This is a genomic window from Frateuria defendens, from assembly GCF_001182895.1.
Lineage (GTDB): Bacteria > Pseudomonadota > Gammaproteobacteria > Xanthomonadales > Rhodanobacteraceae > Frateuria_B > Frateuria_B defendens.
On record NZ_LFQR01000004.1, the window covers coordinates 145,747 to 159,156 of the forward strand.

At 73.2% G+C, this 13,410-nt stretch carries 13 protein-coding genes; 8 read left to right on the forward strand and 5 right to left on the reverse strand.

Annotated elements, in window-relative coordinates; genetic code table 11:
* Positions 1–106: 106 nt before the first annotated feature.
* From ilvB to ilvA, 3 genes are read left to right on the forward strand one after another with little or no spacing between them, the layout of a single operon-like run.
* On the forward strand, positions 107–1,984 hold the full coding sequence (gene ilvB, locus ACH65_RS00975) for a biosynthetic-type acetolactate synthase large subunit (RefSeq protein WP_425478244.1): 1,878 nt from the start codon (positions 107–109) through the stop codon (positions 1,982–1,984).
* Positions 1,985–2,010: 26 nt separating this feature from the next.
* Entirely contained in the window at positions 2,011–2,259 is a 249-nt protein-coding gene (gene ilvN, locus ACH65_RS00980) for an acetolactate synthase small subunit (protein ID WP_049620681.1), read from the forward strand.
* Complete coding sequence (gene ilvA / locus ACH65_RS00985) at positions 2,256–3,824, forward strand: threonine ammonia-lyase, biosynthetic (RefSeq protein WP_082190073.1); 1,569 nt, start codon at positions 2,256–2,258, stop codon at positions 3,822–3,824. The genes ilvN and ilvA overlap by 4 nt, the downstream gene beginning before the upstream one ends.
* Before the next feature lie 79 nt (positions 3,825–3,903).
* Here the strand turns inward: ilvA and ACH65_RS00990 are convergent, their stop codons facing one another.
* Entirely contained in the window at positions 3,904–5,019 is a 1,116-nt protein-coding gene (locus tag ACH65_RS00990) for a GGDEF domain-containing protein (RefSeq protein WP_237561405.1), read from the reverse strand.
* A 115-nt stretch (positions 5,020–5,134) separates the two neighbouring features.
* Positions 5,135–5,482 (reverse strand): VOC family protein, encoded by a 348-nt coding sequence (locus ACH65_RS00995; RefSeq protein WP_049620683.1) that lies wholly within the window; start codon positions 5,480–5,482, stop codon positions 5,135–5,137.
* 251 nt (positions 5,483–5,733) lie between these two features.
* Here ACH65_RS00995 and ubiA point away from each other — a divergent pair, with 251 nt between their 5' ends.
* Together ubiA and ACH65_RS01005 are read left to right on the forward strand one after the other, a co-directional pair.
* Positions 5,734–6,627, forward strand: a complete 894-nt coding sequence (ubiA, locus tag ACH65_RS01000) for a 4-hydroxybenzoate octaprenyltransferase (protein WP_049620739.1) — start codon at positions 5,734–5,736, stop codon at positions 6,625–6,627.
* Positions 6,628–6,719: 92 nt separating this feature from the next.
* On the forward strand, positions 6,720–7,097 hold the full coding sequence (locus tag ACH65_RS01005; protein WP_049620684.1) for a CehA/McbA family metallohydrolase domain-containing protein: 378 nt from the start codon (positions 6,720–6,722) through the stop codon (positions 7,095–7,097).
* 282 nt (positions 7,098–7,379) lie between these two features.
* On the opposite strand, the gene ACH65_RS01010 is transcribed toward ACH65_RS01005, so the two are convergent.
* Entirely contained in the window at positions 7,380–8,147 is a 768-nt protein-coding gene (locus ACH65_RS01010) for a glycosyltransferase family 2 protein (RefSeq protein WP_153242416.1), read from the reverse strand.
* Positions 8,148–8,480: 333 nt separating this feature from the next.
* Between ACH65_RS01010 and ACH65_RS01015 the strand changes: the two genes are divergently transcribed.
* A complete protein-coding gene (locus ACH65_RS01015; protein ID WP_049620685.1) occupies positions 8,481–9,527 on the forward strand; it encodes a CDP-glycerol glycerophosphotransferase family protein in 1,047 nt (348 codons plus the stop codon).
* Between the two features lie 337 nt (positions 9,528–9,864).
* On the opposite strand, the gene ACH65_RS01020 is transcribed toward ACH65_RS01015, so the two are convergent.
* Both ACH65_RS01020 and ACH65_RS01025 read right to left on the reverse strand, forming a co-directional pair.
* Positions 9,865–10,590 carry a ComF family protein gene (locus tag ACH65_RS01020; RefSeq protein ID WP_049620686.1) on the reverse strand — a complete coding sequence of 242 codons (726 nt, stop codon included), beginning with the start codon at positions 10,588–10,590 and terminating at the stop codon, positions 9,865–9,867.
* A 12-nt stretch (positions 10,591–10,602) separates the two neighbouring features.
* On the reverse strand, positions 10,603–10,812 hold the full coding sequence (locus tag ACH65_RS01025; protein ID WP_049620687.1) for a hypothetical protein: 210 nt from the start codon (positions 10,810–10,812) through the stop codon (positions 10,603–10,605).
* A 148-nt stretch (positions 10,813–10,960) separates the two neighbouring features.
* Here ACH65_RS01025 and bioB point away from each other — a divergent pair, with 148 nt between their 5' ends.
* Together bioB and bioF are read left to right on the forward strand one after the other, a co-directional pair.
* Positions 10,961–11,968 (forward strand): biotin synthase BioB, encoded by a 1,008-nt coding sequence (bioB, locus tag ACH65_RS01030; protein WP_049620688.1) that lies wholly within the window; start codon positions 10,961–10,963, stop codon positions 11,966–11,968.
* Positions 11,969–12,130: 162 nt separating this feature from the next.
* Positions 12,131–13,300 carry an 8-amino-7-oxononanoate synthase gene (gene bioF / locus ACH65_RS01035; RefSeq protein ID WP_049620689.1) on the forward strand — a complete coding sequence of 390 codons (1,170 nt, stop codon included), beginning with the start codon at positions 12,131–12,133 and terminating at the stop codon, positions 13,298–13,300.
* Positions 13,301–13,410: the final 110 nt, after the last annotated feature.

Sequence of the window (13,410 nt, forward strand, 5' to 3'; positions counted from 1 at the left end):
CCCGCTTTGCAGCAAGCCGCTTGAAGCGAAGCACTGGATCTTCTCCAAGCACACCCGGCGCGGGGCAACGCCCGCGCGCCGGACGATTTCCAAGGAACCCCATGTCGTGAACGCACAGCTGACGGAACCCAAGACGAAACCCGCCCCGGCGCCCGCCGGCGCCACCCGCCACCCGCTCGCCGGCCACGCCCTGAGCGGCGCCGAGGTGGTGGTGCAGGTGTTCGCCGACGAGGGCGTGGAGGTGCTGTTCGGCTACTCCGGCGGCGCCATCCTGCCGGTATACGACGCGGTGTTCCGCCACAACGCCACACACGCCGGCGCGGACGGCCGCGAGCCGATGCCGCTGATCGTGCCGGCCAACGAGCAGGGCGCCGGCTTCATGGCGGCGGGCTACGCACGCGCCTCCGGCAAGGTCGGCGTGGCGGTGGTCACCTCCGGCCCCGGCGCCACCAACATGGTCACGCCGGTGCGCGACTCGATGGCCGACTCGATCCCGATGGTGGTGGTGTGCGGCCAGGTGCCCACCGGCGCCATCGGCAGCGACGCCTTCCAGGAGGCGCCGATCAGCAACATCATGAGCGCCTGCGCCAAGCACGTGTTCCTGGTCACCGAGCCCGAGCGGCTGGAGGCCACCCTGCGCACCGCCTTCACCCTGGCCCGCAGCGGCCGGCCGGGGCCGGTGGTGGTGGACATCCCCAAGGACGTGCAGAACGCGGCGCTGGCCTTCGCCGGCGAGGGCGAGCTGCCCCTGCCCGGCTACCGCGCGCGCCTCGCCGCGGTGGAGCGCGGCGCGCTCACCGACGAGGACTGCGCGGCCTTCTTCGCGGCGCTCAAGCAGGCCAGGCGCCCGCTGATCTACGCCGGCGGCGGCGTGATCGCGGCCGGTGCGGCCGAGGCGCTGCGCGACTTCGTGGACGCCTTCGGCCTGCCGGTGACCACCACCCTGATGGGCCTGGGCGCCTTCGACACCACCGACCCGCTGGCGCTGCACATGCTCGGCATGCACGGCACCGCCTACGCCAACTACGCGGTGGAGGACTGCGACTTCCTGCTGGCGCTGGGCGCGCGCTTCGACGACCGTGTGGCCGGCCTGCCGGAAGCCTTCGCGCCGCTGGCGCGCTTCATCGCCCAGGTGGACATCGACCCGGCCGAGGTAGGCAAGGTGAAGCCCGTGCAGTGGCACCACGTGGGCCCGCTCAAGCGCGCGCTGGAACGGCTCGCCGCCTACGGCCGCGCGCACGGCGTGGCGCTGGAACTGGGCGACTGGCACGCCCACGTGGCCGCGCTCAAGCGCGACCACGCGATGAACTACGACCGCGACAGCGCGCTGATCCAGCCCTACGCGGTGCTGGAGGAGATCGACCGCCTCACCGGCGGCCGCGCGGTGATCAGCACGGGCGTGGGCCAGCACCAGATGTGGGCGGCGCAGTACCTGAACTTCCGCGCGCCGCGGCAGTGGCTCACCTCCGGCTCCATGGGCACCATGGGCTTCGGCCTGCCGGCGGCGATCGGCGCGCAGTTCGCCCGCCCCGACGCGCTGGTGATCGACGTGGACGGCGACGCCAGCATCCGCATGAACATCGGCGAGCTGGAAACCGTCACCACCTACGGCCTGCCGCTCAAGGTGCTGGTGCTCAACAACGTGGGCGACGGCATGGTGCGGCAGTGGCAGAAGCTGTTCTTCAAGGGCCGCTTCATGGCCTCGGACAAGAGCCTGCACCGCAAGGACTTCATCAAGGCCGCCGAGGCCGACGGCTTCGCCTGGGCGCGCCGGCTGGAGCGCAAGGAGGACCTGGCCGCCACCGTGGCCGACTTCCTCGCCTTCGAGGGCCCGGCCTTCCTCGAGGTGATGATCGACCCCGACGCCGGCGTCTACCCGATGGTGGGCCCGGGCGCGAGCTACGCGCAGATGATCACCGGCGAGCACATCGCCTCGCGCAGCGCGCCGGTGCCGACCGACGCCGGCCCGGCGGCGATGTTCTGAGGCCGTCCATGACGATGAGTACAGCCATGAAACACACCCTCTCCATCCTGCTGCAGAACGAGGCCGGCGCGCTGGTGCGCGTGGCCGGGCTGTTCGCCGCGCGCGGGCACAACATCGACGCGCTCAGCGTGGTCGCCACCGACGACCCGGCCGTCTCCCGCCTCACCCTGGTGGTGCACGGCGACGACGCGCGGCTGGCGCAGATCCTCAGCCAGACGCGCCGCCTGGTCGACGTGCTGACGGTGGAGCACACCGCCACCGACGAGGCCACGTGAACGCGCGACTGGCCGACGACGACACCGCCACCGCGCCGCCCGGCGCGGCCGAGCTGCTGCGCCGCGCGCAGGCCGCGCCGGTGTACGAGGTCGCGGCCGAGTCGCCGCTGGAAGCCGCGCCGCTGCTCGCCGCGCGGCTGGGCCGCCCGGTGCTGCTCAAGCGCGAGGACCGCCAGCAGGTGTTCTCCTTCAAGCTGCGCGGCGCCTACGCGAAGATGGCCGCGCTGGACGCCGCCCAGCGCGAGCGCGGCGTGGTGGCCGCCTCCGCCGGCAATCACGCGCAGGGCGTGGCGCTGGCCGCGGCGAAGCTCGGCATCCGCGCCCGCATCGTGATGCCGGTGACGGCGCCGCAGGTGAAGGTGGACGCGGTGCGCCGCTTCGGCGGCGCGAGGGTCGAGGTGGTGCTGGCCGGCGACTCCTACAGCGAGGCGCAGGCCGCCGCCGCGCGCATCGAGGCCGAGCGCGGCGCGGTGTTCGTGCACCCCTTCGACGACCCCGACGTGATCGCCGGCCAGGCCACCGTGGCGCTGGAACTGCTGCGCCAGCACCCGGGGCCGCTGGAGGCCGTGTTCGTGCCGGTGGGCGGCGGCGGCCTGATCGCCGGCATGGCGGCGGTGCTCAAGACGCTGCGGCCGGAAGTGAAGGTGATCGGCGTGGAGACCGTCGACGCCGACGCCATGGCGCGCTCGCTGGAAGCGGGCGCGCGCGTGACGCTGGAAGAAGTGGGCCTGTTCGCCGACGGCACCGCGGTGAAGCAGGTGGGCGCGCTCAGCTTCGCGCTGTGCCGCGCCCACGTGGACGCCATGCTGCGGGTGGACACCGATGCGCTGTGCGCCGCCATGCGCGACCTCTACCAGGAGACGCGCAGCGTACCCGAGCCCTCCGGCGCGCTGGCGCTGGCCGGCCTCAAGCAGTACGCCGCGGCGCACCCGGGCGGCGGCGCGCTGGCCGCGGTGGTCTCCGGCGCCAACATGAACTTCGACCGCCTGCGCTTCGTGGCCGAGCGCGCCGAGGTAGGCGAGCAGCGCGAGGCGGTGTTCGCCGTCACCATTCCCGAGCAGCGCGGCAGCTTCCGCCGCTTCTGCGCCGTGCTCGGCCAGCGCGCGATCACCGAGTTCAACTACCGCATCGCCGACGCGCAGCAGGCGCACCTCTTCGTCGGCGTGCAGACCACCGACGCGGCCGAGCGCGAGGCGCTGATCGCCGCCTTGCGCGCGCACGACTTCGCCGTGCTGGATTTGACCGGCGACGAGCTGGCCAAGCTGCACCTGCGCCACCTGGTCGGCGGCCGCTCGCCGCTGGCGCAGGACGAGTTGCTCTACCGCTTCGAATTCCCCGAGCGCCCCGGCGCGCTGGTGCGCTTCCTCGATGACCTGCACCCGGACTGGAACGTGAGCCTGTTCCACTACCGCAACCACGGCGCCGACACCGGCCGCATCCTGGTCGGCCTGCAGGTGCCGCCGGCCGAGCGCGCGTTGTTCCAGCGCTTCCTCGACACCCTGGGCTACCCCTACCGCGACGAGAGCGAGCACCCGGCCTACCGGCTGCTGCTGTGCCAGAACTAGCGGCGCCAAAAGGAGCACGCTTTCTCCCTCTCCCCGGCGGGGAGAGGGTGCAGAGCCGGGCCCGGGCGCGCCGCGCGCGTCAGAACAGGTCCACGCTGCCCGCTGCCACGCTGTCGCCCAGCACGCCCTCGGCGATCAGGCGGCGGTAGTGGCACACGCGGTTGCGGCCGCTGTTCTTGGCGTAGTAGAGCGCCTTGTCGGCGCGGTCGAGCACGGTGGCCGGGTAGTCCTGCGGCTCCACGCCCACGTAGCCGATGCTGACGGTGACGCAGCCGATCTGCGGGAACACGTAGGAGGCCACGCGCGTGCGGAAGCGCTCCAGCGCAGCATGCGCCGCGGCCTCGTCGGCGGCCAGCAGCAGCACCACGAATTCCTCGCCGCCGAAGCGGAACAGCACGTCGTCCTGGCGGAAGCAGGCGCGCATCTTCTGCGCGATCAGCAGGATCACCTCGTCGCCGTAGAGGTGGCCGTAGGTGTCGTTGATGCGCTTGAAGTGGTCGATGTCCAGCAGCGCCAGCCACAGCGTGCCGCGCCGTGCCAGGCGCGCCTCCGGGGCCGGCGGCAGGCAGCGGGGGCCGATGAGGCCGCGGGCGGCGCGGCCGAGCTGGCGCTGCAGCTGCCGCTCGAAGGTGCGCCGGTTGTACAGGCCGGTGAGCTTGTCGCGCTCGCTCTCGTTGATCAGGCCGATGTAGTTGGCGTAGATGCGCGCGAAGCCGTCCACCACCAGCAGCAGCGCGTCCAGCGGATGCGCGCTTTCCAGCAGCAGCGCGCCGATCGCCGCGCCGTCGCGGTGGATCGGCACCAGCAGGCGGTAGTCGCCGTCGGGGCCGCGCGTGGCGCGGGTCGTGAGCTGGCCCACGCCCTGCCGCAGCAGCTGCAGCAGCGGGTCTTCCTCGTCGGGCTCCACTGCGGCGATGGCGTGGCCGCCGTCCTGCCCGTAGTCGCAGCGCACCAGGCTCTCCGGCCCGCTGTGCTCGCTCGCCCGCTTGTACAGCGACACGCGCCGCGCGCCGGCCAGCTCGGCGAGCGTGAGGGTGAGGCTGTGGTCCAGCGCGTCGATGTCGCGGTGGTGGGTGAACTGCGCCACCGAGTCGAGCAGCAGGTACTGCGGCAGCTCGTCGTGGCCGTCCGCCGCCGGCTTGCCGGCGGGTACGGTCGCGCGCTCGTCCAGCGGGCGGACAGGATCGGTGGTCACGGCAACTCCCATGCGTTGCGGCGGGCTTCGGGCGGCGCGCCGGACAAGGCGGCGCCGATGCGGTCGCTTCAGGGTGTTCTATCGGCCGTGCGGGGCGGGACTTTAGCGGCGCGGTTCAATCCTCGACCACGTCGAGCTCGAACACGTGGTTGTCGTAGTCGTCGAAATAGAGCGCGCTGTCGCCGCGCGCATAGACGTAGCCGAGCCCCATCGCCTCCAGCCGCCGCGCGCAGGCGCGCTGCTCGTGCCGGCTCACCGCGAAGGCGATGTGGTCGCCGTTGCGCGTGGCCGGCGGCTCGCCCGCCACCAGGATCAGGCAGATGCCGCCGCCGAGCTGCACCTCGGTGTCGTGGTCGCCGGTGCCGCTGTGCACCACCGCGTCGTCGAACACGCGGGCGAACAGCTGCCCGCTGCGGGCGGGGTCGCGCACCACCAGCGCGATGTGGTCGAGGGCCTTGGGCATGGCAAGGGACCGGCGACGTGGCGGGAGTGCCGGGCGCATGATTGCACCGGCCGCGTCGCCGTGCCGCGACGGCGATCGCGCCATGCCGCCATGGTCGCCGCGCTAAACTGGCCACCATGGCGCCTTCCTCCCGCAACCGGCCGCATCGTCGGCGTACTCCCGTGGCCAGCCCGGCCGTTCGCCCGCGCGCGGCCCGCCCGCCGGCGGCGCCGGCCACCCAGCCCGCCGACAGCTCCGGCCGCGCCGGCCGCGTGCTCGACGCGCTGCTGCGCGCGCTGCCCGCACGCCATCGCGCCAAGGCCCGCGACTACCTGGTGCTGACCCGCATGGACCGCCCGGTGGGCGCGCTGCTGCTGCTGTGGCCGACCTGGTGGGCGCTGTGGCTGGCGGCCGGCGACTTCCCGCCGTGGGGGCCGCTGGTGATCTTCACCCTCGGCGTGTTCGCCATGCGCGCGGCCGGCTGCGCCATCAACGACTACGCCGACCGCAAGCTCGACCCGCAGGTGGCGCGCACCGCCGGGCGGCCGATCGCCGCGGGGCGGGTGACGCCGCGCGAGGCGCTGGTGGTGTTCGCCGCGCTGCTCGCCTTCGCCTTCGTGCTGGTGCTGTTCACCAACCGGCTCACCATCGAGCTCTCCTTCGCCGGCGCCGCGCTGGCCGCGGCCTACCCCTTCACCAAGCGCTACACCTACCTGCCGCAGGTGGTGCTGGGCGCGGCCTTCGGCTGGGCCATCCCGATGGCCTTCGCGGCGGTGTCGAACACGGTGCCGCCGCTGGGCTGGCTGCTGTTCATCGCCAACATCCTGTGGTCGGTGGTGTACGACACCATGTACGCGATGGTGGACCGCGAGGACGACCTCAAGGCCGGCGCCAAGTCCACCGCCATCCTGTTCGGCGACGCGGACCTGCCCATCCTCGGCATCCTCGCCGCCACCTTCCTGTTGGCAATGCTGTTCGCCGGCCAGCGCGCCCAGCTCGGCTGGCCGTACTGGCTCAGCGTAGCCGGCGCCGCCGCGATGTTCGGCTGGCAGCTGTGGTCGATCCGCCACCGCGCGCGCGAGGCCTGCCTGGCCGCGTTCCGCCACAACAACTGGGTCGGCCTGGTGCTGTGGGCGGGCATCGTGGTGGCGCTGGCGGTGCGCTGAGGCGCCGTCCCCTGCCTCACGGATTCGGCCGTCCAGACGCCTGCGGCCGCTCCCGCCCCGACGCATGCGTCACTGGCGTGACGGCGCTGTCGATGCCGGCCATCCTCGAGGGCATTCGCGCCGGCCATGTCTTCATCGACACCGAGGGCAGCCGCGACCGCCTGCTGGAGCTGGAGGCCGGGCTTGGCGCGCAGCACGCCACGATGGGCGACGCCCTGCGCGCCGGAGCGGGCGAGCGCGTGCACGTCACCGTGCACGCGGCCCACGTCGCCGGCGCGCGGCTTGCGCTGTGGCTGGACGGCCGGCCGCTGGCGGCGGCCATCGACACGCGCCTCGACGGCGAGGACGTGCGGCGCGGCTTCGACTGGACCGGCGACGGCCGCCCGCACTGGCTGCGCGCGGAGGTGCTCGATGCCGTAGGCAAGCCGCTGCTGATCGGCAACCCGGTCTACGTGAACCCGCTGCGCTGATCGCCAACCGTGGCGGCCATGCGTCATGCAGAACCTGTAAGGAGCGCACCTTGCGCGCGCGACAAGCCCACGCAGCGGTGTCGCCGCCACGCCCCGGTCGCGCACAAAGCGCGCTCCTACGGAAGACGCCCGACCCTCTCGCCGATACATCACCGCAACGCCCAGACTTGTGGAGCGCGCCTCGCGCGCGACAAGCCTACGCAGCGGCGTCGCCGTCGCTCCCCGGTCGCGCGCAAGGCGCGCTCCTACAAAAAACGCCGGATCATCTCGACGGCGCAATGCCTACGGCTTGTAGCCGCGCTCCAGCAGCCACAGCTTCACGAACTTGCGCCGCACGTACTCGATGCGCACCAGCGCATAGAGCAACCCGCGCCAGCCATCGAGGAAGCCGCCGCGCAGCACGTAGCCGCGCACGAAGCGCCACGCCGGGTTGAGCAGGATCTTGCCCAGCGTGGCGCGCTTGCCGGCCGCGTGCAGGTGCTCGGCCATCATCTGTGCGTAGCGCTCCTGCTTGGCGAGCTGCTCGGACAGCGAGCGATAGGGGTGGTGTTCGAGGTCGCCGGCGAGCGGCTTCACCGGCCCGTCCACGCTCACCGCCTCGTGGATCTCGCGCCCGCCGCGCCAGCCGCCGCGGCGGCGGTCGAACAGGCGCAGCACGCGGTCCGGGTAGGCGTTGCCGTGGCGCAGGAAGCGGCCGAAGTATTCGCTCAGCCGCGCGCAGCGGTAGCCGGCCGCACCCTCGAAGCCGCCGGCGCAGGCCGCCTCGATGCTGGCGCGCAGCGCCGGCGTCACGCGCTCGTCCGCGTCCAGGCACAGCACCCAGTCGTGCCGCGCCTGCGCCACCGCGAACGCCTTCTGGCTGCGGAAGCCCTCGAAGGCCCGCGGGATCACCCGCGCGCCCGCCACCGCCGCGCGCGCGGCGGTGTCGTCGGTGGAGCCGGAGTCGACCACCACCACGTCCTCGCAGAAGGCGAGCGAGGCGAGGCAGGCGTCGATGCGGTCGGCCTCGTTGAAGGTGATGATGCAGGCGGAGATCGGCAGGCGATTCATCGGCGGGTGGGAAGCGGAAGGGGCGCCGGCCGGCACGCATGGGCGCGCACGGCTCGGGACGAGCGCAGCAGTGTACGTCACGCCAGCCGGTGCCGCGGCATGAGCCGGCAGGCGCGCGATCCGCCTGCCGTTCTCGATGGCGGCACGCACTGGCCGACGATGGGTGGTTGGTGGTTGGCGGCAGTGTGGCGGCTGCAGTTCCGCTTCTTCCTGCGCCGAGACGCCGGGGCGCGTCGCGCACCTTCTGTTGCCATCCGCAGCTTTCCGGTCCGTGGCGCCGGCCCGGCCCGGTGCCTGCTGCATAATGCCGGTTTGCCCCCTCCCGACGCCACGATGCACGCCTGCCTGCTGTTCGCCACCGAGTTGTACGCCCTGCCGATCCTGCGCCCGCTGGCCGCCGCCGCGGCGCGCCAGGGCCTGCGCGTGGGCTGGGTGGTGCCCGAGGCAGTCGCCGCCTATCTGCACGCGGACGAGCCCCGGCTGCGCTCGCTGCGCGAAGTGAAGCGGCTCGCGCCCGACGCCGTGTTCTGCGCCGCCAACTGGGTGGCGCCGGCGCTGCCCGGCGCCAAGGTGCAGGTGTTCCACGGCTTCAACGCCGAGAAGCGCGAGCCCGACCGCGGCCACTTCCGCCTGCGCGGCTTCTTCGATCTCTACTGCACGCAGGGACCGTCCACCACCGCGCCGTTCCGCGAGCTGGCCGCGCAGCACCGCTACTTCGCGGTGGAGGAAACCGGCTGGCCCAAGCTCGACCCGCTGTTCGCCGGCGACGGTGTGGCCGCCGCCGCGCTGCGTCCCGGCGATGCGCGGCCGGTGGCGATGTACGCCTCTACCTTCACCGAATCCTTGAGCTCCGCCCGCGCGATGCTGGAGCCGCTGCGCGAACTCACCGCGCGCGCCGACCGCTACTGGCTGCTCACGCTGCACCCCAAGTGCGACCCGGCGCTGATCGCCGCCTACCGCGAGCTGGAAGGCCCGCACGCGCGCTTCCTTGAATCGGACCGCCTGCTCGACATGCTGCGCGCCGCCGACGTGATGGTGTGCGACACCTCCTCCGCCATCGACGAGTTCGCGGTGCAGTTGAAACCCGTGGTGACGATCCGCAACCGCCGCCCCAAGCCCTTCATGCTCGACGTGCAGGGCCCGGCCGAGGTGGACGCCGCCATCGACCGCGCCCTGGCCCGCCCCGACGCCCTGATGGTCGCCCTGCGCGCCCACGCCGACGCCATCCACCCGCTGCGCGACGGCCACGCCAGCGAGCGCGTGCTCGCCGCCACGCAGACGCTGCTCGACGGCGGCTACGGCAAGCTCGCGCGCAAGCCGCTCAACCTGTGGCGGCGCTGGCAGGCGCGGGGGGAGCTGCGGGCGCTGCTGCCGGGTTGAGTGGTTCGCGCGCTTCCGAAGCAAACTGACCTCTTCGGCTCGTAGACATCTTCATCTGTGCAAAGAAGCACTGCGAGAGCACACGCTCTGCTTCCTCTCCCCGCTGGGGAGAGGACCGAGGTGAGGGGCGGGTGCTCGCCGGAACGCTCGCTCGAAGCGAGGCCATCGCAGCCGTGCCCCTCACCCCAACCCTCTCCTCGCTCCTCAAAGCCGGCGCCATCCATGGCGCCTCCCCGCGTGCCCCGGCGGGGAGAGGGAGCAGTTTGCGGCGAGCTTTGAGCGTGCGCGCTCTGCATTCTTCCCACCCAAGCACCGGCCAAAACCATCCCGCGCAGGACTACCGCCCGCCCCCCGGCACCGGCGCCCGCGCCAGCGCCCACACGTCCACCCGCGCCACGCCCGCGCGCCGGAGCACGCGCGCGCACTCGGCCAGCGTGGCGCCGGTGGTCAGCACGTCGTCCAGCAACGCCACGTGCGCGGGGAGCGCCAAGCCCTCGCGCAGGGCGAAGGCGCCGCGCACGTTGCGGCGGCGCGCGAGGGCGTCGAGTTCGGTCTGCGCCGCGGTGATGCGCACGCGGCGCAAGGCGTCGGCCTGCGCGGGCACGCCGAACGCCTGCGCCAGCGGCCGCGCCAGTTCCAGCGCCTGGTTGTAGCCGCGCTCGCGCAGGCGGCGCGCGTGCAGCGGCACCGGCAGGATCAGCTGCGGCAGGTCGATGGGGCGAGGCGCCTCGCGCCACAGCGCGGCCAGCGTGCGGCCCGATGCGAGGTCGCCGCCGAACTTGTAGCGGCGCTCCAGCCGATCCAGCGGCCAGGCGTAGCGGAACGGCGCCCAGGCCGCCGCCCACGGCGGCGCATGGCGCTGGCAGCGGCCGCACAACACGGCCGGCGTCGGCAAGGGCAAGGCGCAACGCGCACAGCAGCTGGCGTTGCGCGGCAACTCGGCGGCGCAGGCCGCGCACAGGTCGAGGCCTTCCGCGCCGGCGGCGCCGCACAGCAGGCAGCGCCATGGCAGCAACCAGGCGTGGAGCCGGGAGAGGCTGCGGCGCAGCGCGTCCTTGCGCATGGGCGGCGGGGGTCAGTCTTGCGGCGGCTTGAACAGCGCCGCGTCGAGGATCGACCACAGATGGATGATCCAGCCCAGCCAGACGATCCACAGCACGGCGGCGAGCACGAACATCACGATCGCCTTCAGCAGCCGTCCCTGCACCAGCTGGCCGAGACCGGGAATGAAGAAGCTGCAAATGGCGGCGAGCACGTTGCCGCCGCTGCCCTGACCTGCGCTCATGGACCCGCTCCGTGGAAGTGTGGAGAGCCGATGGTAGCGGCTCGGCATCCTTCGTATCGCGTCAACCATTCGCCATGAACTCAAGTTGACACGATGACAGGGCGCTTCCACACTGCGCGGCGTTCGCATCGCACCCTGGAGCCACCCCATGTCCGCCGCCGCCCTCCGCCACGACTGGACGCGCGAGGAAGTCGCCGCGCTGTTCGCACTGCCGTTCAACGAGCTGCTGCACCGCGCGCACTCGGTGCACCGCGCGCACCACGATCCGAATGCGGTGCAGGTCTCCACCCTGCTCTCGATCAAGACCGGCGGCTGCCCGGAGGACTGCGCCTACTGTCCCCAGGCGCAGCGCTACCAGACCGGCGTGCAGGCCGAGAAGCTGATGAGCGTGGAGGTCGTGGTGGCGCGCGCGCAGGCGGCCAAGGACGCCGGCGCCAGCCGCTTCTGCATGGGCGCCGCCTGGCGCGCCCCGAAGGACCGCGACGTGGCCAAGGTGGCCGAGATCGTCGGCGCGGTGAAGGCGCTGGGCCTGGAAACCTGCGCCACGCTGGGCATGCTGACCGGCGAGCAGGCCGCCACGCTCAAGGGCGCGGGGCTGGACTACTACAACCACAACCTGGACACCGCGCCGGAGTTCTACGGCGAGATCATCCACACCCGCGGGTTCCAGGACCGCCTGGACACGCTGGAACACGTGCGCGGGGCGGGCCTGAAGACCTGCTGCGGCGGCATCGTGGGCATGGGCGAGACGCGCGCGCAGCGCGCCGGCCTGCTGCAGACGCTGGCCAACCTGCCCGAGCACCCCGAGTCGGTGCCGGTGAACCAGCTGGTGCAGGTGCCCGGCACGCCGCTGCACGGCACCAAGGCGCTGGACCCGTTCGAGTTCGTGCGCACCATCGCGGTGGCGCGCATCCTGATGCCGGCCTCGATGGTGCGCCTCTCCGCCGGCCGCCAGCAGATGGACGACGCGGTGCAGGCGCTGTGCTTCTTCGCCGGCGCCAACTCGATCTTCTACGGCGAGAAGCTGCTCACCACCGGCAACCCGGACGTGGAAGCCGACCGCGCGCTGTTCCGCCGCCTGGACCTGCATGCGCTGGAAGTGGAAGCCGAGCCGGGCACGGTGCACGCGGACATCCTGGAACCCTGCGCGGCTTAGAGCCTGTTCAAAGCCTCTCCCACCTGCACCCTCCCCTGCGTGCAGGGGGAGGAGCCAAGCCGCGTCAACGGCAAGACTTTGAACAAGCTCTTAGGCCGCCGGGCTCCTGCAGGCGCGCCCCCTGCCGCACCGCAGACCTGCCGCAACCCGCACGACTTCACGATGCGCCCCGACCTTCTTGCACGTCTGGACGTCCAGACGGCCCATCGACGGGAAACCGGCCTCTGGCGCCACGCGCAGGCCAGCGAGACCGCGGACAGCCCCTGGCTGGTGCGCGACGGCCGCCGCCTGCTCGGCTTCTGCAGCAACGACTACCTGGGCCTGGCCCGGCATCCCGACCTGGCCGCGGCGCTCAAGCGCGGCGCCGACGAGGCCGGCGTGGGCAGCACCGCCTCGGCGCTGGTCTGCGGGCACCACCGCGAACACGCCGCGCTGGAGGAGGAGCTGGCCGCCTGGACCGGCCGCGAGCGCGCCCTGCTGTTCTCCACCGGCTACATGGCCAACCTCGGCGTGACGCAGGCGCTGCTCGCGCGCGGCGACGCCAGCGTGCAGGACAAGCTCAACCACGCGAGCCTGCTCGACGCCGCCGCGCTCGCCGGCGCGGAGCTCAAGCGCTACCCGCACGCCGACGTGGCCGGCGCGCGGCGCCAGCTGGCGAGCCGCCCGCAGGCAGCCGCGCTGCTCGCCACCGACGGCGTGTTCAGCATGGACGGCGACGTGGCGCCACTGGCCGGCCTCGCCGCGCTCGCCGCCGAGGAAGGCGCGCTGCTGCTGGTGGACGACGCCCACGGCCTCGGCGTGCTCGGCCCGCAAGGCGCCGGCTGCGTGGCCGAAGCCGGCCTCGATGCGCGCCAGGTGCCGCTGCTGGTGGGCACGCTGGGCAAGGCGCTGGGCACCGCCGGCGCCTTCGTCGCCGGGCCGGCCGCGCTGATCGAGGGCATCGCCCAGTTCGCGCGCAGCCACGTCTACACCACCGCCCCGCCGCCCGCGCTGGCCGCCGCCACGCGCGCGGCGCTGCGCCTGGCCCGCGACGACGAAGCACGACGCCAGCACCTGCACGCGCTGATCGCCCGCTTCCGCCGCGGCGCCGCCCAGCTCGGCCTGCCGCTCTCGCCCTCGCGCACGCCGATCCAGCCGCTCCTGCTCGGCGACACGGCGGCGGCGCTGGCCGCCGCGCAGGCGCTGGAGGCACGCGGCCTGCTGGTCACCGCGATCCGCCCGCCCACCGTGCCGGCCGGCACCGCGCGGCTGCGCATCACACTCTCCGCCGCGCACGACGAAGACCAGGTGGACCGGCTGCTCGCCGCGCTCGGCGAGGTGGTGCGTGCCTAGCCCGCGGGCCCCCGCGGTCCGCGGCCTATAATGGCGCGACCTGCGCGGCAGGCCCGCGCCGCACGGGGACGTGCCGGCGGGCATGAACCGGCCCGGCCCCGCGCTCCATC

What these genes read in the sequence shown, in the direction of transcription:
- ACH65_RS01015 (WP_049620685.1), top strand. Translation starts at nt 8,481, where the DNA reads ATGCACGCCTGCCTGCTGTTCGCCACCGAGTTGTACGCCCTGCCGATC.
- ACH65_RS01010 (WP_153242416.1), bottom strand. Translation starts at nt 8,147, where the DNA reads ATGAATCGCCTGCCGATCTCCGCCTGCATCATCACCTTCAACGAGGCC.
- ilvN (WP_049620681.1), top strand. Translation starts at nt 2,011, where the DNA reads ATGAAACACACCCTCTCCATCCTGCTGCAGAACGAGGCCGGCGCGCTG.
- ACH65_RS01020 (WP_049620686.1), bottom strand. Translation starts at nt 10,590, where the DNA reads ATGCGCAAGGACGCGCTGCGCCGCAGCCTCTCCCGGCTCCACGCCTGG.
- bioB (WP_049620688.1), top strand. Translation starts at nt 10,961, where the DNA reads ATGTCCGCCGCCGCCCTCCGCCACGACTGGACGCGCGAGGAAGTCGCC.
- bioF (WP_049620689.1), top strand. Translation starts at nt 12,131, where the DNA reads ATGCGCCCCGACCTTCTTGCACGTCTGGACGTCCAGACGGCCCATCGA.
- ACH65_RS00995 (WP_049620683.1), bottom strand. Translation starts at nt 5,482, where the DNA reads ATGCCCAAGGCCCTCGACCACATCGCGCTGGTGGTGCGCGACCCCGCC.
- ACH65_RS01025 (WP_049620687.1), bottom strand. Translation starts at nt 10,812, where the DNA reads ATGAGCGCAGGTCAGGGCAGCGGCGGCAACGTGCTCGCCGCCATTTGC.
- ACH65_RS01005 (WP_049620684.1), top strand. Translation starts at nt 6,720, where the DNA reads ATGCCGGCCATCCTCGAGGGCATTCGCGCCGGCCATGTCTTCATCGAC.